21 protein-coding genes are annotated in these 23527 nt (G+C 36.5%); 6 read left to right on the top strand and 15 right to left on the bottom strand.

Annotated elements, in window-relative coordinates:
• Positions 1–7: 7 nt before the first annotated feature.
• From sppA to QOL23_RS00730, 7 genes are read right to left on the bottom strand one after another with little or no spacing between them, the layout of a single operon-like run.
• Positions 8–877 (bottom strand): signal peptide peptidase SppA, encoded by an 870-nt coding sequence (gene sppA, locus QOL23_RS00760; protein WP_283399668.1) that lies wholly within the window; start codon positions 875–877, stop codon positions 8–10.
• A complete protein-coding gene (rnhC, locus tag QOL23_RS00755) occupies positions 867–1691 on the bottom strand; it encodes a ribonuclease HIII (RefSeq protein WP_283399667.1) in 825 nt (274 codons plus the stop codon). The genes sppA and rnhC overlap by 11 nt, the downstream gene beginning before the upstream one ends.
• A gap of 1 nt (position 1692) precedes the next feature.
• A complete protein-coding gene (locus QOL23_RS00750; RefSeq protein ID WP_283399666.1) occupies positions 1693–5622 on the bottom strand; it encodes a translocation/assembly module TamB domain-containing protein in 3930 nt (1309 codons plus the stop codon).
• Positions 5609–6667 carry a tetratricopeptide repeat protein gene (locus QOL23_RS00745; RefSeq protein WP_283399665.1) on the bottom strand — a complete coding sequence of 353 codons (1059 nt, stop codon included), beginning with the start codon at positions 6665–6667 and terminating at the stop codon, positions 5609–5611. The genes QOL23_RS00750 and QOL23_RS00745 overlap by 14 nt, the downstream gene beginning before the upstream one ends.
• A 2-nt stretch (positions 6668–6669) precedes the next feature.
• Complete coding sequence (locus QOL23_RS00740; RefSeq protein WP_283399664.1) at positions 6670–7158, bottom strand: HIT family protein; 489 nt, start codon at positions 7156–7158, stop codon at positions 6670–6672.
• Between the two features lie 32 nt (positions 7159–7190).
• Positions 7191–7931 carry a methyl-accepting chemotaxis protein gene (locus QOL23_RS00735; RefSeq protein WP_283399663.1) on the bottom strand — a complete coding sequence of 247 codons (741 nt, stop codon included), beginning with the start codon at positions 7929–7931 and terminating at the stop codon, positions 7191–7193.
• Complete coding sequence (locus QOL23_RS00730; RefSeq protein ID WP_283399662.1) at positions 7904–8686, bottom strand: oxygen-binding di-iron domain-containing protein; 783 nt, start codon at positions 8684–8686, stop codon at positions 7904–7906. Before QOL23_RS00730 ends, QOL23_RS00735 begins: the two co-directional genes overlap by 28 nt.
• 265 nt (positions 8687–8951) lie before the next feature.
• Here QOL23_RS00730 and QOL23_RS00725 point away from each other — a divergent pair, with 265 nt between their 5' ends.
• Both QOL23_RS00725 and QOL23_RS00720 read left to right on the top strand, forming a co-directional pair.
• On the top strand, positions 8952–9794 hold the full coding sequence (locus tag QOL23_RS00725) for a tyrosine-type recombinase/integrase (protein WP_283399661.1): 843 nt from the start codon (positions 8952–8954) through the stop codon (positions 9792–9794).
• A 2-nt stretch (positions 9795–9796) separates the two neighbouring features.
• Positions 9797–11074: an SAM-dependent methyltransferase gene (locus QOL23_RS00720; RefSeq protein ID WP_283399660.1), complete on the top strand. Its 1278-nt coding sequence runs from the start codon at positions 9797–9799 to the stop codon at positions 11072–11074.
• A 12-nt stretch (positions 11075–11086) separates the two neighbouring features.
• Here QOL23_RS00720 and QOL23_RS00715 read toward each other — a convergent pair whose 3' ends face one another.
• Complete coding sequence (locus QOL23_RS00715; RefSeq protein ID WP_283399659.1) at positions 11087–12097, bottom strand: DUF1786 domain-containing protein; 1011 nt, start codon at positions 12095–12097, stop codon at positions 11087–11089.
• 86 nt (positions 12098–12183) lie between these two features.
• Here QOL23_RS00715 and ftsZ point away from each other — a divergent pair, with 86 nt between their 5' ends.
• A complete protein-coding gene (gene ftsZ / locus QOL23_RS00710) occupies positions 12184–13272 on the top strand; it encodes a cell division protein FtsZ (protein ID WP_283399658.1) in 1089 nt (362 codons plus the stop codon).
• A gap of 8 nt (positions 13273–13280) precedes the next feature.
• Here ftsZ and pncA read toward each other — a convergent pair whose 3' ends face one another.
• From pncA to QOL23_RS00675, 7 genes are read right to left on the bottom strand one after another with little or no spacing between them, the layout of a single operon-like run.
• Positions 13281–13874: a bifunctional nicotinamidase/pyrazinamidase gene (gene pncA, locus QOL23_RS00705; protein WP_283399657.1), complete on the bottom strand. Its 594-nt coding sequence runs from the start codon at positions 13872–13874 to the stop codon at positions 13281–13283.
• Positions 13871–14725 (bottom strand): cytidylate kinase-like family protein, encoded by an 855-nt coding sequence (locus tag QOL23_RS00700; RefSeq protein ID WP_283399656.1) that lies wholly within the window; start codon positions 14723–14725, stop codon positions 13871–13873. Before QOL23_RS00700 ends, pncA begins: the two co-directional genes overlap by 4 nt.
• A complete protein-coding gene (scpB, locus tag QOL23_RS00695; RefSeq protein WP_283399655.1) occupies positions 14722–15228 on the bottom strand; it encodes an SMC-Scp complex subunit ScpB in 507 nt (168 codons plus the stop codon). The genes QOL23_RS00700 and scpB overlap by 4 nt, the downstream gene beginning before the upstream one ends.
• Positions 15203–16315, bottom strand: coding sequence for an undecaprenyldiphospho-muramoylpentapeptide beta-N-acetylglucosaminyltransferase (murG, locus tag QOL23_RS00690; protein ID WP_283399654.1), 1113 nt, complete (start codon positions 16313–16315; stop codon positions 15203–15205). The genes scpB and murG overlap by 26 nt, the downstream gene beginning before the upstream one ends.
• Positions 16312–17484, bottom strand: coding sequence for an FtsW/RodA/SpoVE family cell cycle protein (locus QOL23_RS00685; protein WP_283399653.1), 1173 nt, complete (start codon positions 17482–17484; stop codon positions 16312–16314). The genes murG and QOL23_RS00685 overlap by 4 nt, the downstream gene beginning before the upstream one ends.
• Positions 17474–18706, bottom strand: coding sequence for a UDP-N-acetylmuramoyl-L-alanine--D-glutamate ligase (gene murD, locus QOL23_RS00680; RefSeq protein ID WP_283399652.1), 1233 nt, complete (start codon positions 18704–18706; stop codon positions 17474–17476). Before murD ends, QOL23_RS00685 begins: the two co-directional genes overlap by 11 nt.
• A 59-nt stretch (positions 18707–18765) precedes the next feature.
• Positions 18766–21519: a hypothetical protein gene (locus QOL23_RS00675; RefSeq protein WP_283399651.1), complete on the bottom strand. Its 2754-nt coding sequence runs from the start codon at positions 21517–21519 to the stop codon at positions 18766–18768.
• A 144-nt stretch (positions 21520–21663) separates the two neighbouring features.
• Here QOL23_RS00675 and QOL23_RS00670 point away from each other — a divergent pair, with 144 nt between their 5' ends.
• Genes QOL23_RS00670 through QOL23_RS00660 form a run of 3 tightly spaced genes read left to right on the top strand, consistent with a single transcriptional unit; the run spans position 21664 to position 23520 of the window.
• Positions 21664–21993: a DUF2250 domain-containing protein gene (locus tag QOL23_RS00670; RefSeq protein ID WP_283399650.1), complete on the top strand. Its 330-nt coding sequence runs from the start codon at positions 21664–21666 to the stop codon at positions 21991–21993.
• A 2-nt stretch (positions 21994–21995) separates the two neighbouring features.
• Entirely contained in the window at positions 21996–22307 is a 312-nt protein-coding gene (locus QOL23_RS00665) for a hypothetical protein (protein ID WP_283399649.1), read from the top strand.
• A gap of 13 nt (positions 22308–22320) precedes the next feature.
• A complete protein-coding gene (locus tag QOL23_RS00660) occupies positions 22321–23520 on the top strand; it encodes a M16 family metallopeptidase (RefSeq protein WP_283399648.1) in 1200 nt (399 codons plus the stop codon).
• The last annotated feature ends 7 nt before the right edge of the window (positions 23521–23527 follow it).

Here is a 23527-nt window from a genome sequence, read left to right as displayed (position 1 = left end):
CAACTACTTACTGAAAGAGATACATTAATTCCGTTTCGGTTGTTTCTCCTTTGAGCAGTTTGGCAGCGGTGTTGACGATTGACTGGCTCTTTTCTCCGAAAAGCTTTTGCAGGAGCGTTTCTTTAGGCGTTGCAACGAAAACCTTTGCGTGCGGTGAGCGGGAAAGCTTTTTGGCAACTTCTACCGCCTTTTCTAACCCGCCTAACTCGTCAACGATGCCTAACTTCTTTGCTCTTTCGCCTGAAAATACTCTACCGTCTGCAAACTTTTTCACTTTTTCTATCGGTAGGTGCCTGCCTTCTGCTACTGCTTTTACGAACTGGTTGTAAGAATCGTTTATAAGCTGTTGAAGGATTTTTAGCTCACCTCTGGTAGGATTTCTGAATGGATTTAAAAGGTCTTTATACTTTCCGCTTTTTACCGTTATCACTCTTATTCCCACCTTGTCTGCCAACTTTTTCAGGTTGTAGCTCTGCAAAATTACGCCGATGCTTCCGGTTATCGTTCCCGGGTCTGCGACGATTTTCGTTGCCGGAACGGATATGTAGAGTCCGCCGGAAGCTGCGATTGAACCCATTGACACTACTACCGGCTTTTTTTTGGTAATTTCTGCAACTTTGTCGTGGATTTCCTGGCACGCTCCTACTACTCCGCCGGGCGAGTTTACTCTTAAAACTATGGCTTTGACGCTTTTGTCTTTTTCCAGCCTATCTAAAATGTTTATGTAGGGTTCTGTTGACTTTATCACGCCTTCAACTTTGACTATCGCTATTTTTCCGCCAAAAGAGAGGTTGCTTACCTTTAAAGCGGCTAAAAGAGAGATTACCGACAGAAAGAAAACCGCCAGTATTACTGCTGCTACCTTTTTACCGTTCATCCTTTTCTCCTACGTTAAAGTGTGTTTTGAAAAATTTGTGGTGGAGGTGTGGGGGGATTTTTTCTAAAAGTTCTCTGTTTTTCAAGTTTCCTTCCGGCAGAGTGAAGCCGGCTTCTTCAGATAGTTTTTCCATAAACTTTAACCTTTCTGCCTTTGCAACGATTGAAGCTGCTGCAACTACTATGTCTTTTTCATCGGCTCTTGGAATAACTTCTATTTCTTTGTCGGGGAAAATTTCTTTTAGCTTCTTTTCAAGCGTTCTACTGAACCTGTCAACAACTATCTTTTCTGTTTTGAACTTTTTGAGTAGTTTGTCTATGAGCTTTAAGTAGGCTTCTTCCATAAGTCTGTTAGCGTTTTTGTGCTTTTCGTAAAGTTCGTTGTATTTCTGCGGCGTTATTACAGAAACCGCTCCGTGGCAGACCTTTCTAATTTCATCGGCTAATTTCAGGATTCTGCTTTTGGTGAGTTTTTTTGAGTCTTTTACCTGCAGTTCTATCAGTTTGTTGATTGTGCTTTCGTCTGCGTAAATGCAGGCTAACACTAAAGGACCTGTAAATTCGCCTTTGCCCGCTTCGTCGCAGCCTATTCTCGGCGTTCTGTCGGTTTCCCTGCTCACTAAAAAGGCTACGAGCTTTTTAGCTTCTTCGGTTTCTTTTCCGCCGAAGACAATGGAACCGGATTTGTAAATCGTTACTATTGAGTTGTCTAACCTGAGACGTGAGAGGGCGTGGGGTGGGGGATTTTCCTCTTTTGCGCCTAATTTTTTAAGCTCTTCAATAAGTTTTGGTAGTTTTTCTTTTTCTAATTTCATTTTACCTCACGTTTATGTCAAAACCTATACCTGTTTCTATGCCATAGTAGCTGTTATACCTCGTTTCAAGGAAATATTTGTCGTTAAGGAAGAACTGTAAACTGCCCCCGTATTCTGGCTTCTGTCCTGTTGTTTCGTATCCTGTTATTCTGAAACGTTTAAATAGGCGTTTACTTATGGTGAACTTGGCAACAGTTTCGCCGTATTTGGTGATGTAAGGTTCAACAGAAAAGTTTTCAAGTCCTAAGGTTTTTTCTAACTTCGTTTCAATAGGTTTAAATATTGAGGCTGTTGCGTAGTAAGCTACCTGTACTGCCGGAAATAGTTCTGAACTCTTTTCTATTTCTTCCGGTGATGCTCCTGTCATAACTAAGTTTAGTATCTGCTCTTTGCTTAACGGCGGGTCTGAGGAAAGAATTAGTTTAGGGTGAGAGAAGCTACCTTTTATTCTCATATAAACGTAGTATCCAGAAATGTAGCAACTTGCAAGAAGGTCTATCTGTCCTTCGTTTTTGAGCAGATTCTTAATTACACCGCTACCGTAAACTACTTTAAAAATCTTTCCCATATAGTCAATTTTTCCGTCGGTTACAAAGAAGCTGCCGTTTATTATCGGCATTCCGTTTATTGCTTCAAGGTTGAGCTGTGGCAGAACATCTATTTTTGCGATGGACGTTGATATTACAGCAGGTTCTATGAAAGTTAGTTTTACGTTTGTTTTAAAAGGTATCTCTAACTGTTTAGATTTGTTCTGACTTTTTTCTTTTTTCTTTTCTTTTAGTTCAACTCTTGTTTTTGATAGAGATAACTTTCCTGAAACAGATTTTTCAAGTAGATTTATCTTTAAATTGCCAGAGATGACGCTTTTCCAGAGAGCTATTTCACCTACTGGAATTTCCGATACGTAAACATCAAACAGGTTGTCTGCACCTTTTATTATTAAGTTGCCGTCTCCTACGGTAATTTCTGCATCAAGGTTTTTAACTGCACCGTTTTTTATCTTTCCTTTAAAATCGGGAATGGAAAATTTTTCCAGAAGGAAAGCTGTTTTTCCGTTTATATTTTTACCGCTAAAGATTATGGAATAGGAGAGACTGTTATCGTATTGATAGTTCCCTTTAACGTTTAGCGTTCCTTTGACGTATCTAAAGATATTTTTTACTGGCGAAAGGTATATTAAGCCCTTTATACCTAAATTACCGTTTAGTTTTCCGGAAACCTGGACTTTTTTGCCGATTTTCACTGCAGGTTTTTCTATCTCTATCCATCCATCTATGTAGGAAAGCTTCGTTCCGGAAATTTCCGGTTTTCCGTTTTTCAGCGTTATGTAAATACCGGAAACGGAAAAGAGCCTGTAAAACTTTTGAGGTTTTACTTCAAAGGCAGGAATGAAAACGTTACCGTTTAAATCGGGGTATGAGAGGTTAAACGTGCCGATTCCTATTTTTAGAATAGCCTGAGGGGTTTTGATTGAAAAGTTTTTAAAAGTTCCGAAAGATTCTATTTCGTTTTTGTTGACGTTGACTGTAGCTGTGATACGGGGGGATTTTACGTTAAACCTTCCTGTTTGGCTGCCCGTCTGATAGTTGCCACTGAATGAGAGTTTGAGGGGATTTTTGAGTAAATCGTTTGATAGACTTGCTTTACCTGCTATTTTAACAGCTACGTTTTTAACGTTTCCTTTGAACGTTCCTTTCGCAGAGCCTGAAATTGCAGTGTTATCTTTCTTTATGCTGCCTGTAAGAGAAAAGCTTCCTTCAAGGGATTTTTCTGCAATATCGTAAGAAAACTTCGTATCTAAATCAGTGTTTTTGAATCCTGTTATTTGAGAATGTTTTAGCGTAACGTTAAGTTTTTTATTTTGAATATCTAAAGAAAAATCCCCCCCACTCACTCCTTTTCCATCTATTTCCGCATAATTTAATTTACCATTTAAATTTACGGTTAGTTTCTGACCTTCAACAGAAATTCCCCCGCTTAACGAAGAAAAAGCACCTCTAATTTTTTCAACTGCAAAGCTTCCAAATGCCGACTCAACGTTAGCTTTAACTTTCACGAAATCTTTTCCGACGTTGACGCTATAACTTCCGCTTACCGTTCCTGACAGCTCAACGGGAAGTTTTACCTTATAAAATTTCAGTATGTTATTGATGTAATTTATCGGTTTATTGACTACCTTTCCTTCAACCAACACAGAAAAGGGTTTGAACGTTATGAGCAGGTTATTTAAGACGATATCTTTTTTTTCATCTGAAGCCTGAATTTTCAGTTGATTGCGGTTGAACGTCAGCTGTCCATTAACTTTACCTATATAGTTGCTGCAGTATGAAAAATCGTTTGAAGAAAAAGTAAAGTTCCCAGTAGGATTTGAGAACGTTCCAAGTATGTTTCCGTTAAAAGAAACTTTTCCTTCTATTCCGTGTTTTTTAAGGAGGGTGAAGGAAGAGGTGGGGATTTTTTCACCGTAAACTGCGACTTGCTGAGTTTTGTTTTTAAAGTTTACTGTTCCACTTGCTTCTAATTTTCCTTTTCCTCTGAGCGTTGTTTTGAATTCCGTTTTTTTCTCGTTTCCTTTAAACTGCAACGTGCCAGAAGCTGTAAATCTTTCGTATGAGAAATTATCTATTTTTAGAGTTCCCTCGTAGTTGAATCTGTTTCCTTCTTTCCTGAAATCTATTTTTCCGCTTACTACTGCCTTTGGAATTTCTTTTAACTCTTTAACTAAAGATGTTGCAAATTTCCTAAGTAAAACTTTTCCTGAGAGTACTTCATTTTCACCGGTAATTTCTGCAGATAGGTGCTGCGACGATACTGAAAGTTTCCACGTGTTTTTCCCTTTTGCCCAACCTTTTACCGATACGTTTTTAAGAGTTAACTGCGGAGTTTTTACCTCTTTGCTCTCTATTTTGGTGTAGACTTCCGGTTCTTTAATTTCTCCCTTTACGTTGAAATCTCCACTTATACCTTTTGCTGTATACTTTCCAAACGTTAAATCACCTTTAACGTGTCCTTTAATTTTGAGTTGAGGAAACACTGTTCCTTTAAAAGAAATCTGAACGTTTTTGTAATTTACCGTTCCGTTATTTACATTTATTGTTCTTTCTAACGCTCCTTTAAGTTTTAAATCAGCCTTTTCTTTCTGATAGTGTAGAGTTCCTTCAATTGCGAATTGAGAGTATTCCTTGTTAGCTTTTCCCGTAAACTGCCATTCCTTTGTTTTGAACGTTCCATCAAGATAAATTTTGCTTAAGTCCTTTGATGCTTTTGCTTTTCCTGTGTAGCGGAATTCTCCAAAGGAGACAGTTAAATTGTCTGTTGTAAGAAACCCGTTTTCAACTCTGCCTTTTAAACTTTTAACCGATAGCTCTTTACCTTCAACTTTTCCGTATATACCGTCAAGCCTAAAGGAGTAAAGGTCATAATAGAGGTTGTTTCCCATAAGGTTAACGGTTGGAGAGCTGAAGAAGAACTTTTCTACTTGAAGCTCTTCAGCATAAAAGGGTAGAGACAGGTTAAGGTTCAGATTCTTGACGTTTTTCTTCTGTGCTTTTTTAGTTTTTCTTTCTCTTTTTATTTTTAAGTTGAATTCGCCTACGTGGAGCGTTTTAAAGTAAGGTTTTCTTTCTTTTAGGGTTTTTAACAGTTTCAATCTCGCGTAACATTTGTAAAGAGTGAGAGAAAAGTCTGGTCTTTTTAAGTAAAGGTCGTTTAAGGAGAGTACCAGTTCTCCGTTGTTGTAGCTTAGGTGGAAGCCTGATACGTGAAATGTGGAAACTTTTTTTTCATGTAAGTAGAATCTGAACAGTTCCTGGGCTGCTAAAAAGGATGAGTAGAAAAAAGCTAATATCAATAGAAGTTTGAGAAGTTTATGGAGCCTTCCGCTTTTTAAAGATTTGAGAATCTCCCGTAAGAGTTCTCTATCTATTCTCACAGTTCATCTCCAAAGTTTCCCACTCGCGGCATCTCGGGCATATCCAGTCAAAAGTATTTGTTTCAAAGCCGCAGTTTTCGCATCGGAAGGCTTTCTTCTTTGCTTTTAATAATTTTAGAAATTTTTCTATTTCTTCAACAACCTGTTTTCTCTTTCCAGTTTCCCATAGAAGGCGAAGGTAGGATTCCTTGACTTCTGGGTCGGATGGAAACTTTTCGTTTAGCTCTTTCAGTATTTTTAATGCTTCGGTTCTTCTTCCTTTTGTTATGAGAAGGTTGGCAAGTTTTAGCCCTGTAATTGGGTTTAGTTCAGTTTTCTTTATGATATCTCTGAGTTTTTCTTCGTTAAGTTCTTCAAATTCTTCTATAACCTTTAAGAAGGAAGGAATGTGTTTAGGAGACAGTCTCATTCCTTGTAGAGCTTTTAAGTATCCTTTTTCTGTTTCGCCAACTGAGTAGTAGAGTTTTGACATGATGTAGTAGAAGAGCGGGGTGGGGAGAGGGGGGTGGATTTTTCTGATGATTTTGAATGCTTTATCGGTTCTTCCGTTTTCAATGTAGTAATCGGCTAAGTATAGTTTAGTATGAGTAAGTTCATCTTCAAACTCTTTCTTTAGCTGAACGGCTTTCTCTAAATATTCTACTGCCTCTTCCAATCTACCTGAGTTTTTAAAGATTCTTGCCAGTTCGTAGTAAAAATAACTTTCTCCAGGAAAAAGTTTTATCCCTTCCAATAAAGCTTCTTCGGCTCTATCAAGGAATCCTGCACTTTTATATACGAGACCTAAGTTCAAATAGACCAACTTTTTTTCCGTTTCAGGTAACTTCTCATCTTTGAGCTTTTCTAAGATTTTCAAGCTTTTGTAGTACTCACCTTTTTCCTTTAGTAAAAGTGCTAATGTTATGTAGGCGTTGACGGGATTTTCTGGATTAACTTCAGATATCTGATTTATTAAATCGTGGCGATTGACAGATATTTTTTTTAGATACCCCTCAATAGATTCCCTCTTTTTATCTGTAAGTTTTGAAAAAAATTTTTCAAACATATTTAATCCCAGTAGCGTTTGAGGATTTCGTAGGTTTCATCTAACGACTGAGGGATAACTTTAGCGTTTCCTATTATTGGCATAAAGTTAGTATCTCCTTGCCATCTTGGAACAATGTGGTAATGAATATGTGTGTCTACGCTTCCTCCAGAAACTTTCCCTAAATTTAAACCTATGTTAAAGCCATCTGGATTGTAAGCTCTTTTTAAAGCCTTTATTGATTTCTTAATCAAAAAATTAATCTCTTCCAATTCTTCAGGCATTAAAGATAGAAAATCACCGGTATGTCTGATAGGACACACCATTAAATGACCTGTGTTGTAGGGAAATTTGTTAAGTATTACTAAAGCTTTTTTTCCTCTATAAAGAAGTAGATTATTTCTATCTTCAGCTGGGTCACTCTCAAAAGCTTTGCAGATGAAACAACTATTTTTTTCTTTATCTGCGTTCTTAACGTAATTTAGTCTCCATGGAGCCCAGAGTATTTTCACCTTTCCTCCATTTACCATAAAATTTTACAGATTTAACGAGAAAACACACGAGAAAAAGTCAAAGCAAGTATACCCTGTGCCTTCCTAAAAATTTCATTTATACGCTTAATAGCAGCAGACACTCCGGATAAACCCCTTACTTCTTCAACAACCTTTGACTGCACAGTGCTTATTTCTTTTAGTTCATCAGATATCTTTATTACTTGATTTATATCTTCCATTAATTGATCCATCTTCTTTTGAATATTCCTCATAGCATCAATACTGTGCTTTAGAGCAGTCAATTTGGGTTCAATTTCTTTGTCCAACTCCTTTATTTCATTTATAGAGCGAAATGTGTTCTTTGCCATACTTCTTATTTCATTAGCCACTACTGCAAAATTCCTGCCGCTTTCACCGGCACGTGCAGCTTCAATTGAAGCATTAATAGCAATAAGTTCGGTATGACTTGCAATCCCTTCTATATTTTCCAAATAATCTCTAATCTTGCTTAAACTTTCTAATAGACTTTCATATTCTTCTGAGATTATAGACATCTGGTCTATGATAGGTTTAAATTCTTTTACAAATCCCTTTAAATCTCCTGAAACCTCATAAAGAATTTCAACATCCTTAGAAAGGATTTGATTATTCCTTACGAAAATACTCTCTACCTGTTCTACTAACTTAGATATAACATTAGAAACTTCCTTTATTGAAAGCGTTCCCCTTTCTAAGTGTGACAAAGATTCTGATATTTCGTCAATCAATCTTTTATCAAGTCCGTTCCGCATTTTAAGTTCTCCATGAATTTAAGATAGTTTTTAACATCTCTATCAACCATTATAGCCCCATGTTGGGGTAGTATAGCTTTTATATCTTTATTCTTTACTCTGTTAACCCACGCTCTTGCTGCTCTGTTGTTTGCCATGAGAATTCTATGAGGTGTATATATATACTCAAGGTGTTCCACCCAGTCTTTAACTATCAAATAATTAAACTCCCCTAAAGCTATTCCTAAATCACCCGAAAAGAGAAACTTAGAAACTGGGTCATAGAGACTAAAATGGTTTGGAGAGTGTAAATAGTGCGCAGGAATTACTTCAATAGGGGTCTTTCCTACATTAATGTAGCCTCCTTTGAAAGGAATTGGCATTGCTCTTTTGGATACATCTTCTACCCCGAAGTGAGGCAAAAACCTTACCCATAGTTCACCTATAACTATTTTAGCTTGAGGACATACATCCTTCCACATCGGAAGTGAACCGCATACATCTGGGTCTTGATGACAGAAATAGATGTACTTTATAGAATCCAAATTAACGTATTTGGATATCTTGAAAACTAAATAAGAAAAGAGGTGATATCCTCCTGGGTCAATTAAAAGAGCTTCTCCCTCATCTATTATCAAATAAGATAAAACGTCAACAGCTTCCGCTCCAGTATTAATTCCTCTTGTTCCCAAGTATACAACTTTATGGTTATGACCCTCATACAATACTACATCTTGGTTGGGTTTAAGCTCTGTTGATAAGTTATAGTTTTCCATCGTTTCTCCCTCTTAAAACTTTCTTATCCGTGCTAAATTCTATCAAAGATTTCTATGAAATCTGCTAAAATCCCCTAACAAATTGACATTTGTTAGGGGGAATTGGATAAAATAGAACTAAAATTGCTGTAAAAGGGCGATAAAATGCTAACCGTTGATATATTCGCCTTATTTTGCGTTTCAGGTATAACAACCTATCAGACTGAAGGTAGAAGAAATATATTGACGTTTGTTTCATTTACCATAAAATTTAATGGAGAGTGTGATGAAATTGTCCCAAGCAATAGAATTATTCCTAAAATTTAAATCTAAGGAATTAGCTCATAGGACGATAAAGGAATACAAAAGTGACCTAAACAAATTTAGAGAGCTTATCGGTGACAAAAATGTGTCTGAAATCAGAACTGCTGATATTATGATTTTTAGAACCTCCCTTGATTGCAGTCCATCTTTAATAAACAGGAGAATGTCAGCTTTAAACACCTTTTTCAACTTTCTTGTAGATATGGAAGTAATAAGCTCTAATCCATTTAAGCCGTCCTTAAGGATAAAAAAAGTAAAGCAAAAAATCCCCGAAGCCCTCACAGAGGAAGAAGTAGAAAAAATCCTCACCGCCGCCCAACAACGCTCTCAGAGAGATTACCTTCTAATAAAAACAATCCTTTACTGCGGGCTGCGTATCTCTGAAGCTTTAAACCTTAAAAGAGATGACATAATTACTGTAAAAGGAAGAAAAGTCCTCAAAGTATTGGGAAAAGGTAACAAAGAAAGGTTTATTCCTCTACCCAGCGAATTAGCCAAAGAACTTATGGATTACATTAAAAATTTAGAAGGTGAGCGGCTCTTTCCCCTTAAATACCACGGTGCTAAGTACGTCTTTGACAAAATAAAAGAGAAAACAGGCATTTACCTCCATCCTCACAAACTCCGCCACACCTTCGCTACGCTTTTAGTTGATAGAGGAGTAGACATAAGAGTAATTCAAGCTTTCTTGGGACATGCATCTCCGAATACTTCTGCAAGATATGCTAAAGTAAGAGATGATGTAATGTTTAAAGTAATAGATGAGGTTTTTGATAAGTCACAAACCGCAATAGAGGAGATTTAGCCATGAAAAACGTTTGTTCTGAATCTGAATGGGTCAGAAGAAACGAATTGGTGGTAAAGGAACTGCTTTCAAACGCTCCTGGAGAAAACGACATATCTGTTTACCTCTGGAACGGTAGAAAAGTTTGGGGTAAAGGGGAAAAACTTAAGATAAAGCTTAAAACTCCCTGGTCCCTTAAAGAAGCCCTCAAAGAATTTAACGACTTATCACTTGCAGAGAGTTACATCTACGGTCTTATTGATTTAGAAGGAGACATTTTTATTCTCTTTCCCATCGTTGACTGGATATTGGAAACCTTCACTCTAAGAAAGAAATTAAAAGTATGGAAGTTGGTTAAAGACTTACCTTCTGAAGAAGAAATCAAAAAGTGCAGAGTGGAGCTTGATGGAGAAGTTCACAGTATAGAGAGAGACAGAAAAGCTGTCCAGTATCACTACGATGTTTCCAACGAGTTTTACAAGCTCTTTCTGGATAGGAAAATGGTTTATTCTTGCGCATTTTTTAAGAATTACAGCGATTCCTTAGATAAAGCTCAGGAACAGAAGTTAGAGTACATATGCAAAAAACTTAGACTCAAGGAAGGAGAAAAACTTTTGGATATAGGTTGCGGTTGGGGTGCTTTAATACTACATGCAGCTAAGAACTATGGAGTACAAGCAGTTGGAATAACTCTGAGTAAAAATCAATATGAATTCGTCAAAGAGAAAATAAAAGAAGAGAAGTTGGAAGATAAATGCACAGTGCTATTGGCAGATTATAGAGAATTAGATGATGTTCACTACTACGATAAAGTTGTAAGCGTTGGAATGTTTGAACATGTAGGAAAAGTAAATGCTTTGAAATACTTCAAAAAGATATACAACCTGTTAAAAGAAGGAGGTGTTTTCCTTAACCATGCCATAAGTTGTAACTATAAAGAGTACGGAAAACCACCTTCTCAATTCATAAGGAAATACGTATTCCCAGATGGAGAGTTACTTCCCATATCAACTACCGTAGAAGAAGCTGAAAAAGCTGGATTTGAAATAAGAGACGTTGAATCCTTAAGGGAACATTACACATTAACGCTAATGCATTGGGTAAAAAGATTAGAAAACAACTACGATAAAGCAGTAAGGGTAGCTGGAGAAGAGAAATACAGAATATGGCGTTTGTACATGGCATCCAGTTCTTACCAGTTTCTAACTAACAGAACAGGACTATACCAAACCTTAATGGTTAAGACGGACAGAGAGGGCAATAGTGGTTTTCCTCTTACGAGGTTCTATATGTGTTTTTAGTGTGGTTTTGCTTCAATTCTGTAAATTTTTATGGTAAATTTTATAAAGCCCTACACAACCAGTTATCATTACATCACCAAACGGATAGGCAAATTCTCCATATTTTTTAAACAAATCTCTGTTCGGTCCTGCTATTAACACCTTCTGTGGATTAACTGCTTCAAAAACTAAAGCTCCATGCCCGCCATCTTTATAAACTTCTTCAAAAGTCAACTCAGCTCTGCATAGTTTTTCCACCAAGTTCTTTAACTTATCGCAAGTCAGTAACCTTGTATGATGTTCAAATATTCCAGCTATCAAACCTTTCTTAATACTCACTCCCAACGTATGACCGTTTCCTATATCAAGTCCAACAAACTCATCAGTACCAATTTCTTGCGCGTAAACTAATATTCCACAAATAGAGGCTATCTTACTATCTACAACAAATCCTTTTAAATTCCTCTCTTCCATCTGCTCAAGAACAGAATCAAAGCGACTGAAGATATTTGTCTTTTCAGTTATGTAGAAGTCAAAAGGATTTCTGCTCTTATCCAAAAATTTTTTTAATAACTGAAACCTTGTGACCCTATCGCTCTGCCCTTTTTTAAATCCATGGTCCTGACAGGCAACTCCTAGGAAGTTAAACTCCTCTTCTATACCAGAGAGCTTCAAAATAGAACTATAAAGGTCATAATCAATGTCCTGAAAGAAAAAGTTCGGTTCTTTTATGCTATCTACAACTTTGAAACCGTACTTCTCTACTTCTTCAAGGTCATCTCTAATAGTTTTGGCAAATCTCTTTGTTAAAGTAACTTCCACTCCTCTCTCTAACAAAGAAACCAACGTCTTTTTAAGCGGTCCTCCTCCCATAATTTTTCCATCTATTTTCAAACTTCTTTTCTCCCATCTTTCCAACTTAACGGAATACTTTGAAGTAGGTGAAGGAAGGATAGCTTTTATCCAGTTTTCAGGATTTTTATCTTCCAAAGGGATTAAAATATCCTGCGTTCCTTTACCGATATCAACAAAAACAGGTATCACAGCTACCTCCAGCAAGAAAAACTACTACTAATTCTAACAATTGAGAATAAATTTAAAGGACAGCATTTTCAAAACGAGGAGGGAACATGTTTGATATTGCCGATGAGGCATTTCAAGGACCAGTAATAAAGGTCATTGGTGTAGGCGGTGGAGGAAACAACGCAGTAGCGAGAATGCTTGAAAAAGGAATAGAAGGCGTTGAATTCATCGCCGTAAATACAGATGCTCAGGTTCTCTCAAGAATTCAAGTTCCTATAAAGGTTCAAATAGGTGAAAAATTAACTAAAGGCTTAGGAGCAGGTGGTAAACCGGAAATCGGCGAACAGGCTGCACTTGAAGATGAACCTAAAATTAGAGAAGTCCTTGAAGGTTCCGATATGGTGTTCGTTACCGCCGGTATGGGCGGTGGTACGGGAACAGGTGCCGCTCCTATCGTGGCTAAAATCGCTAAGGATATGGGTATTCTTACCGTCGGTGTTGTTACAAGACCTTTTGATTTTGAGGGTAGGAAAAGGCATGAATATGCAGAAGCCGGTATTAAAAGGTTGAAAGAGTTCGTTGATACTTTGATGGTTGTCCCAAATCAAAAATTAATAACAGTAGCAGCAAAAGGAACCAACATATTAGAAGCTTTTCAGTTAGCAGACAACGTTCTGTACCAAGCAGTCAAAGGTATAACCGAAGTCATTACAAAACCCGGACTCATTAACCTTGACTTTGCAGACCTAAAAACTGTAATGCAAAGTGGTGGTTATGCTTTAATGGGAACTGGAGAAGCAGACGGTGAAGACAGAGCGTTAACTGCAGCAAGAAAGGCAATAGATAACCCTCTCCTTGAAAACGTTCAGGTTGAAGGTGCAAGTAGAATACTTGTAAACATTACAGGAGGACCAGACTTAACTCTTGATGAAGCTTACGCTGCTGCAGGTTTAATCAAAGAAAGAGCTAAAAGAGACGATACGAACTTCTTCTTCGGTGTAAGTATAGATAACAACTTATCTGGAATAATTCAGGTAACAGTTATAGCAACAGGATTTGATGAAAAAGGAAAGCCTCTCAGAGGCTTTTCAACATCTTACGGATACTCCTCACAAACAGAAAAGAGCAAAAGTACAGAAGAGTTTGATATAGATATAGATATCTCAAAAATCTTAGAAGAATTAAAAGAAGATTAAGTGCTGTCCTATCGGACAGCACCTTCTAAATCACTTAGAGTAACAGAAACAGCTCCATTTAATAACATCTCAAAAACCGCTTTTTCAGAATCACCAGGATGCAAGTTAACCCCTTTAGAAGCATCAGAAAGGAAGAAAGTTGTGTATCCTAAATTCAAAGCTCCTAAAACGGTATGTTTAACGCAATAATCTGTAGCAAGACCACCAATAAAAACTCTTTTTATACCTCTTTCCTTTAGAAGAGTATCTAAAAGCGTACCTTGAAAACCTGAATAAGCTTCAAGCTCCGGTCTATCTCCCTTATTAATAATAAAAGTATCAGGAGGCAACCTCAACTCAGAGGATATTTCTGCTCCTTTTGTCCACTGAACACAGTGACGTGGCCATATCCCACCATTACCTTTGAAAGATATGTGGTTTTCAGGATGCCAATCTCTGGTAGCGAATATAGGTGCACCAACCTGCGTAAATAAATCTATGTACTTGTTCAAAACAGGAATTATCTCATTCCCATTAGGAACCGGGAGAGCACCTCCCGGCAGAAAATCGTTTTGAACATCAACTACTATTAAGGCATCTTTTTTAGAAATTTTTACTTTCATTCTTCTACAACGAGGTCAAAAGCTTTTAATGAAATTTCTACACACGTATCAACAGGTAGTTTTGATGTATTAAGTTTAAGATGGAACATATCAATCGCCGTTACATCCTCTCCACAAATATCCTTGTAAAACTCTTTTTCTTTCTCATCAATCTTCTTAAGTCTTTTTTCGGCTTCAGGATAAGGAATACCCTCTTTTTCCGCGTAAACTTTTACTCTATCAGCAAATGGAGCCTCTACCTTAATATGCAAGGAGTTAGGATACTCTTTCAAAATACAAGCAGCAGCATGCCCAACTATAACAACGTTATTGGATACTGCAAATGCCGTTACAGACTTAGCTAAAGCTTCCCTAAACTGCTCAAAAGTAATCTCTTTCGTCTTCTCTCCAAAGATAGCTCCAAAATCTATAAAACTCTTGTCAAGCTGGAAAAAATCAAAGAAAGATAATTTTGAAGGCACGTATTTAAACTCATCAAAATCTTCAATCTTCCTTTCAGGAACTCCAAGCCTTGAAGCAACATCACTTAAAATTTCCGAATAAACAAATCTGTAACCAAGCCTCTCCGCAATCTTCTTGGCTATTTCCAGCCCTGAAGAACCCAATTCAAAAGTTACAGTAACAACTCCCATCTTTCCCTCCAGTAATTTCTGTCTGTAATCAGGATTTCCTAAAAGCTCTTTCCTAATTTTATCAATTATTTCAACAAAAAAATCATTATCAGCCCACGTTGGTAGAATGTTATCAAGTTTAATTAAAAATTCCTCTATTTTAGGCAATACATCATCACAACATAGAGCTAATTCCTCGTCTTCATACAGTAAATCCAATGCATCATCTATTCTTCTCATTCAATCTCCTCTAATCTTATCTTAGGTAAATCCTCCAAAGAATTCAATCCAAAATGAAACAGAAAAGCATCTGTAGTTCCGTAAAGTTTAGGTCTTCCAGGAGTATTAGCTCTACCAACCACTTCTATAAGTCCCTTTTCAAGCAGAGATTTAATAGCTCCGTCAGGATTATGCCCTCTAATCTGCCAAATTTCTTTCTTGGTTATCGGCTGGTTATACGCAACAATAGCTAACACCTCAAGTAAAGGCCTGGAAAGTTTAACAGGTTTATCTTCAATAAAAGGTTTAATTTTAGGAGCCAAGGTAGGAGACGTAAAGAACCTGTAACCACCTGCAACTTTTTTTAGAATTATTCCCCTATCTCTATACTCAGATTCTAACCCCTCAAGAATCTTTTCTACCTCTTCCAATTCTATTCCTAAATTTTCAGCTAACTGCTTAGGAGATACAGGTTCAGGAGAAACAAACACAATAGCTTCAACAAGTTTCTTTAACTCGCTCATCTAACAGCATCTCCGTAATCTCGTCTGCCGCTGTAGGATTTGAAAATCTTTTCATTTTTTCCGAAAATTTTTGATAAGTCATTCTATCAAAAAGTAATTCACAAATAAGCTGCACAAAACGTTCATCAGTAAGAGAATCCTGTCTTTCTAAAAAGCATCCTCCACTTTTGTAAATTTCTAAAGCGTTGTAATACTGGTGGTCATCAACAGCGTAAGGATAGGGAATAAATAGCGTAGGAATACCAAAACAGGAAAGTTCCGCTATTGACATAGCTCCAGACCTTGAAACTGCACAATCAGCTATTACGTATAGTTCCCAGATTCTTTCGTAAAACGGTAAAACTACCGATTTTATCCCTAAACTTTCATATTTCTCTTTTAACCTGTCAGCTAATTTTCCGCCTGTAATGTGTATAACCTGAAACTTATCAGCAAATTGAGATAGCTGATGCGAAACCTTCAAAAACTTCTCATTAATCCATAAAGCTCCTTGACTTCCTCCGAAAATTAACAATGTCTTCTTATCAGAAGAAAGCGAAAACTTCCTCAAAAATTTATCCCTTAGCTCTGCTCTCTTAGTTGAAAATTCAACGACCTCCTTTCTTACAGGATTTCCTGTATATACACTCTTTTCTTTAAAATACTCAAGAGCTTTCCTAAAACCAACAAACACCTTACAAGAAAATTTTGAAAGGTACAAATTTGTTTTTCCAGGAATAGAATTCTGTTCCTGAACGAAAAAAGGAACTCTCCAAAGTATTGCAGCTAATCCAACCGGTAAAGAAGCGTATCCACCAAAGATTAACACTTTATCTGGTTTAAACCCATTAAAAATCCCCCCCACCCTCCTCACACTTCTCATCACACTAAAAGCATTTTTCAAAGCCCTCAATCCCTTCCCTCTAATACCCGCAACGTCCAAAAACACAGGTGAAAAATCCTCCACCACCTCCCTTTTCCTAAACTCAACGCCGTTCACAGAACCTATATATAAAACTTCTGCTCCCTTTTCCTTTAACTTTTCAGCAACCGCCACTGCAGGAAAGAAGTGACCACCCGTTCCGCCACCAGCAATAACAACCCTCATGCATACCTTCCTTTTTCAACAAGCTCGTAAGAAGTCCTTGACTCGTCAGGCAAAAACTTCGCTATATTCATTAAAAATCCAACTGCAATAAACATAGAAAGCAACGAAGTACCTCCCATACTCAAAAACGGTAAAGTAATTCCCGTCGTAGGAAGCAATCCCATGTTTACTCCCATGTGAACAATTGCCTGAAGGAAGATATAGAGAGTTAACCCCAAAGCCATAAACTTCCCAACCTTTTCATCTGTTCCGTTAGCAATAGAAATACCAAAGTAAAGAATTGCGAAAAACGCCAGAAGAACAATCGCTGCTCCAACAACGCCCGTTTCTTCTGCAATGTGAGCGTACATAAAATCGCTAAAAGAAAACGTCAAAAATAGAAACTTCGACTGCGCTCCCTGTCCCAATCCCATTCCCAACAAACCACCTTTAGCGAAAGCAACAAAAGCCTGAACCAACTGATAACTACTATACTTACCAGCAGCGTGGTAGTAGTCAGCAGGAGAAAGAAGCATTTTTATTCTCGCTATTCGGTAGGGAGCAGTAACAACAGCAACAACAAACATTACAAAACCAATCAAAACTGGATAGAGAATGTACTTAAAACTCAGCTCCGTCACAAAAAGAATGGCAAAAATAACAATAGAGAGAATCATTGCAGAACCCAAATCCTTCTCAAGTAAGATTAACAAAACGGGGAAAAAAGCTAAAAACAGAAAACCAACAAATACAGAAGGCTTTCTCTGTATCTCGTACCACTTGTACTTTATGTAACCGGAAACAAAGATAATCACTAACACTTTTGCTATCTCTGCAGGTTGTAGAGAAAATCCAGCTATATAAATCCAGCTTTTTGAGTTGTTAATCTCTTTACCAAATAGAAGAACAGCAATTAAAAGGAAGATAGCAACAAAATAAACTCCCCACAGCAGTTTTCTGTTTGAAGCAATTGTCCTGTAATCAAAATACCTGTAAATAGAAAGAGCTACCACAACTCCTGCAAAAAGTGCCAATGCCTGCTTTAAAGCGTAAGTGTAAGGATGAAGCCCATGTTTAACGCAGTAAAAGTAGCTACCTGTATAAACAAAAACGATACCAGCAATAGAAAGAATTAAAGCCAAAAAGAATATGGAAAACGCATAAAATCTCCTTAAATCTTTATAATTCAAGTTCAGCCTCCAGTTGTTTCACGCAAGTTTTAAACGCCTCTCCCCTCTCTTCAAAACTCCTGAACATATCAAAACTGGCACATCCGGGAGATAGCAAAACAACTCCAGAACCATTTGCTAAACCATAGGCTAATTTAACAGCCTCTTCCATAGTTTCTGCTTTTTTTACAGGAATAACCTTTGAAAACAAACTCTCTAACTTATCAGCCATATCACCTATAACAACAGCAGCTTTAACTCTCTCTTTCAAAAGCGGCAGGACAGGAGAAAAGTCAAGCCCTTTATCTACTCCACCTGCTATGAGAACGATATTATTAAAGCTCAAAAGCGCCTTTCTTAAAGAATCAACGTTAGTAGATTTTGAATCATTAATAAACTTTACTCCATTTATAACTGCGACCTCCTCAACCCGATGAGGGAGTCCTCTAAAAGTTCTAAATCCTTTTTCAATATAACCCCACTTAACTCCCAATTCTAACAACGTAAGCGCTGCTGCCATATAGTTTTCTATATTATGAACCCCTTTTAAAGGAAGAGCATCTACAGACAACTCATAACCTTCTGCAATTATCTTTCTACCATCAAAAAAAGCATCTTTTCTTTCTTTAAAGGAAAAAAACTTAACGTTTCCTTCTAAATTTTTCAAAATCGGGTCATCATAATTCAAGATAGATACTTCACAAAATTTCACAAAACTCTTCTTCACTTCCGCATACTCTTCAAAAGATGAATATCTATTCAAGTGGTCAGGAGTAACGTTCAATATCACGCCAACATCCGACTTAAAAGTTTTTAGGTCTTCTATCTGAAAACTTGAAAGCTCAAGAACAGTAATGGAATTTTCCGTTGTTTTATCAGCAAAAGAAGAGAAAGGAATTCCATAATTACCGCCTATGAAAGCTTCATACCCTGCTTCCTTCAAAACGTGATAGATTAACGCCGTAGTCGTACTTTTCCCGTTTGTCCCCGTTACAGAAACTATCCTTCCTTTAGCGTAACGATACGCAAGCTCTATTTCACCTATTACTTCAATACCTTTAGATTTAAGTTCTTTTATGAGAAAATGGTCTGGAGGAACACCAGGAGACTTAACAGCAAATTCAATTTCAGACGGAACAGAAACAGGAGACTTATCGTCATAAACAATTACTTGAAAACCTTTACTTTTTAACAACTTTTCTGCAGCTTTACCACTTAAGCCTTTGCCTAAAACTAATATCACGCTTCATCCAGAACAGAAGTAATTTAAAAAAGGGGGAGGCTCTCCCCCCTTCAATCAAATTAATTTCTCAACATTTTACCCAAAACATTAAAGCTTATTTTACGATAAAGAGAAATATCTTCTATATTGGTTAACGGAGCATAAGGAATAACCTCCATACTGTCTCTCTTAACGAAGATACTTCCATCGCCGTATTCGTAAGAGTTCAAAGCATCTTCTAACACAGAGATTTCTGAAAGCGCTCCATCCTTCAAATCCAACGAATGCACAGAATTCTCAGTTCCAGCAGTTCCGAAAACTACAAGGTACAAAGAATTATTGTCATAGAAGAAAGCATAATCTTCTCCGAATTCATCGGTTTCAAGAACATCGTCATATTCAGTTTCAAAGGTTAAAGTGCCATTATCATCCAGAGAATATACATAAACGTTCCAATTATAACTCCACTCCATACAACCCAAATCAGGATAATTAACTGTACACACCTCTTCGGGCTTTAACAATAAAAATCCATTATCAGTTCCAACAAAATACGCATTTCCTAAATCTCCTACTTCTTCAGTAAAGTTAGAAGCATCAATTTCTTTCCATATTTCTCCGGTATCTTTATCTACAAGTATTAATCTTAAACCATCAAACAGTATCACATACTTACCTTTTAGTAAACCAGAAGATGGATTTTCATCAAATCTTTCATACCCATTTAAGAAATTCAAAGTTCCGTTTTCCTGCCAACTGTAAAACTTATAAATACCAGAAGAAAAATCACGGAAAATTAAATTAGTATTTCCTACCAACCATACATCAGCAGCCGCAATGTCCGAAGTAGAATAAGACGAAATTTCTTCTAAAGTACTGTTATAAATATAAATTCCAGACCCTATAGTTAACACAAGAAACTCTCCGTATTCCTGGTTAAACAATACTTTATTAACAGTCCAATCACTTAAATCCAAAGTTTTATTATCAGTATAGTCATGTAAGTTAAAGTAAGAAAGTGTTTTATCATTTTCATTCCAACAATAAAGTTTTCCGTTATAAATAAATTTATCTCCTTGACATGAAACAGGTACTTTTTCTGTAGTTAAAAACCTAAGGAAAATTGAAAAGTCAGATATCGTATAAATGTGATTAGAATCGTAGAGATAAACTTTCCCATTCTGGTAAATTACATGTTTTATCCCATCCTCCATATTAAAGTCAGGAATTATGTTTGAATAACTATATGTAGAAATAGTAGGATTTGTATCCCCAATAGTTACTATATAGAAATTTTTTCTACTGAAAAGCACAAACGTAGAATTGTCAACAGGCACAGTTGCAAACACAAAATCAGGAACAAAGTTTTCTGAAGTTCCATTTCCCAGCTTTTCAGAAATTACCCTTCCATCATCTACATAAACTCTCCCATATTCAGATGGAGTAACATAATACGCACCATCCTCATCATAAGGAATCAAAAGCATACCTTCAGAATCTGTCAACAAAATACTTCCTTCACTACCATTAATCGAAAGTTGATAGCTATCATTTCCTAAATATTTTGTTAAAACTAACAAATCACTTCCAAGCCTTACTACTTGAAGAACATCAGATTCCATAAAGAGATCTGCAATTATTTCAGGAAAAGAATAGTCTTCATTAACACTATACCATTTAGTTCCTTCTTCACCAGAAACAAACATCCAATCACTTAAATTATTGTTGGTATACATAAAGCTCGGATAACCAATATTTAGATTTTCCCCTGTTAACAATAAACTTTCTGAATCTAACTCAGAACTAACAACTCCTAAAGAACCGTAAGGATCACCATATTCAGGAATAGCTTTATATAACAAAAGTATTTTACCATTAATATACTGGATAGATTCAAAGGTACAATTCACAGTTTCTTCAGTATGATCTGTTGAAGTTGCTTGCGAAGGAAGTTTCAAATATTCACTTTCACTATAGTTTCCAGTTTCTGCATTATAAGAATATAGTTTTAAGTAATCTCCCGTGCTGTTATTTTCTACTAAAACAAAAATATTTCCGTTCGCATCTAAGGTTAAATCTTTTACAGTTCCTGTAGTTAAAGTTACAACTGGAGCTATTCCAACGTAGGTTCCAACATTACCAACAATTCCAGATTCTATCAGAGAAGTTGTATAAGAAAAAGAATCTTTCAAAACCGTACTCAAACAATCAAGATGTTCCTTGTTATTAGGAACAAAAGAATAAACATCCATGCTATCTATATTTCCATCACTATTAACATCCTTCTCTAGCAAGAGTTCAGAAACATTATCTCTTTCTTGCAAAAACTCATCTTTATCACGAAAAGTACTATATAACATCGTATAGTGTATCTCTGTTAAAGGAGATACCACAAAATTTCCAGATAGATTTTTCAAGTCAGCTCCTGTAACTACTGCATGTATTATTCCTTTGTTAACAGTACAGTTACTATCCATTACTCCATCATCATTAGCATCCCAGTCACAACCGCCTGAAACCTCAAAAACGTAAATCTCATCATCTTTTAGTTCATTTGCATGAGTATCAAAGTGTCCAATATCATTAAGAGATGTACCGTTTGAAGTAGTTTCATTGTAGAGCAAAGTAAATGAACCGTCAGGTTCTACTCTATAGATTTTTACCGTAGCGTTAGCAAGATTTCCGAGTATAGCCGTTCCCCAAACTGTTGTATTGGCTTGAGAAGTTGATGTACTATAAGTGTTTGATGAAACTCCACAACCAAACAAACCTAAAGGAAAGGCTAAAAGAAAAACACTGAAAAGAAACTTCAGGAAACTACGATAAGGACTCATGTCTCCCTCCCTAATAAATTCAATACCTAATTATTAATATATAAAATTTCTTTCCTAAAAGGAAGCTGCTTTCTACCTGAAATTTTTGAAAATCTCTCAAACATTTCTATACTATATAGAAATCAAATCTGTTCAAGGTAGGAAATGAACAACAGAAACAATTTAAATGAGTTAGAGATAAAAATCCTCTACTACATCCACCAGACAGGACCAGCTTACATTAAAAAGCTGTGTCAACGCCTCAGAGAAGACAACGATACCATTAGAAAACACATAAAAAAGCTTGAACAATTAGGCTACCTTGAACGCGTTTCAGGAAGGTTAGTAGAGTATAGAATAGACAGAAGGAACAAAGTCGTTAAACACAGAAACCATACGTATTACGATATAACCCGCAAAGGCAAGCACTTCATACGCCGCACAAAACTTACAGATATTGAAGTAGATTTAAAACCTCCTTACAAACGAACATAAAAATGATTGATAAGAGCGTCTTCCTAAAAACTTTAATGGAAAGGGCTAAAAAACTACCAATAGGTCACTACTTAGACATCAGAACCTACAAAAGAAACCGCAGCGTGCTACTTATAAGAGAAGGAGAAGACTCATACAGAATTGTTGAAAACGGCTTTTATCAGTACGAGTTTAAAAGTACCTATAAAGAACTGAAACGATTATTCAAGAAAATCCTAAAAAGGGAATTTCCAAGAAGCCATAAAATTAGACTGTACAACATGGGTGAGTTCTCCGAAGAAAAAGCGCATAAAATAAAGAGAAAAAAGATATAAAAGGAAGCAAAAAATGATAATAGGAAAACTAAACAACGGCTTGAAATACGCTATCAAAGAAAGGAAAGATTTAAACACAGTAACTATAAGCGTTTGGATTAAAACAGGTTCTGCTTATGAAGATGACAGTAATAGGGGAATAGCTCACTTTTTAGAACACATGATGTTTAACAGCAGCAAAAACCTTCCACCCGGAACGTTAGACAGAGAAATTGAGCTAATGGGAGGTGAAATAAATGCAGCAACTTCTTACGACTATACGTACTATTATATTAACGTTCCGTATAACCACTACAAAAGAGCGTTGGAACTTTTAACAGATTTCATTCTTAATCCGCTGCTCTCTGAAGAAATGGTAGAAAAGGAAAAACCGATAGTTTTGGAAGAGATAGCAAGAAGTAAAGATAATCCGCAAGACGTTTTCGCCGAAACTTTAATGAACCGCTTATATTCAAAAGCGCCTTACAAGTATCCAATTTTAGGATTTGAAGACACCGTGAAAAAAATTGATTCTCAGACATTAAGAACGTTCTACGAAAACAACTACGTTCCAGACAGAATGGCGATAAGCGTAGTTGGAAAGATAGATGCAGAAGAAGTGAAGAAGAACATACAGGAATTGTGGGAAGACTTTAAAAGAAAAGGTAAAGTCAAAAATTTAGAAAACGAACCTGCAGAAAATAAAGGAGGGGAATTTACCGTCACACATCCGGCAGTTCAAATACCCCAATTAGTTTTAGCATGGAAGCTACCTCCATGCAGTAGAGATGACGTTTACTATGAAATACTTGATTCATTTCTTTCTTCCGGTAAAAGCGCGTATCTCTACAATAGAATAAGAGAAAAGGGATTTGCCTATAGCTGTTACTCCAACTACCAAAACCTGCTCTTAGGTTCTAACTTCATTATCGGCGCCATGACGGACAACGTAGAACTATGTTTAGAAGAACTCAAGAAAGTTATAGAAGAGATTCTCTCTATATCAGAAGAAGACTTTGAATTTGCCAGGAAAAAACTCCTTAAAAATGAACTTTTCTCAAGAGAAAGCGGAGAAACAGAAGCCGACAACATAGGATATGCTGTTTCTATAATTGAAGATGAAAGCTACTATTTAGAATACATAACAGATATTAAACAAGCATCTTTTACAAAATTCAAAGAAAAGGTAAAATTCTTAATGGAACCTTATCTAATAGGATTTTTGCTTCCTTAAGGTGTTT

Origin of the sequence: Desulfurobacterium pacificum (assembly GCF_900182835.1) — a bacterium.
Classification (GTDB): domain Bacteria; phylum Aquificota; class Aquificia; order Desulfurobacteriales; family Desulfurobacteriaceae; genus Desulfurobacterium_B; species Desulfurobacterium_B pacificum.
Note: the sequence above shows the minus strand (reverse complement) of the source record. Positions and strands in the feature narration are given on the sequence as shown.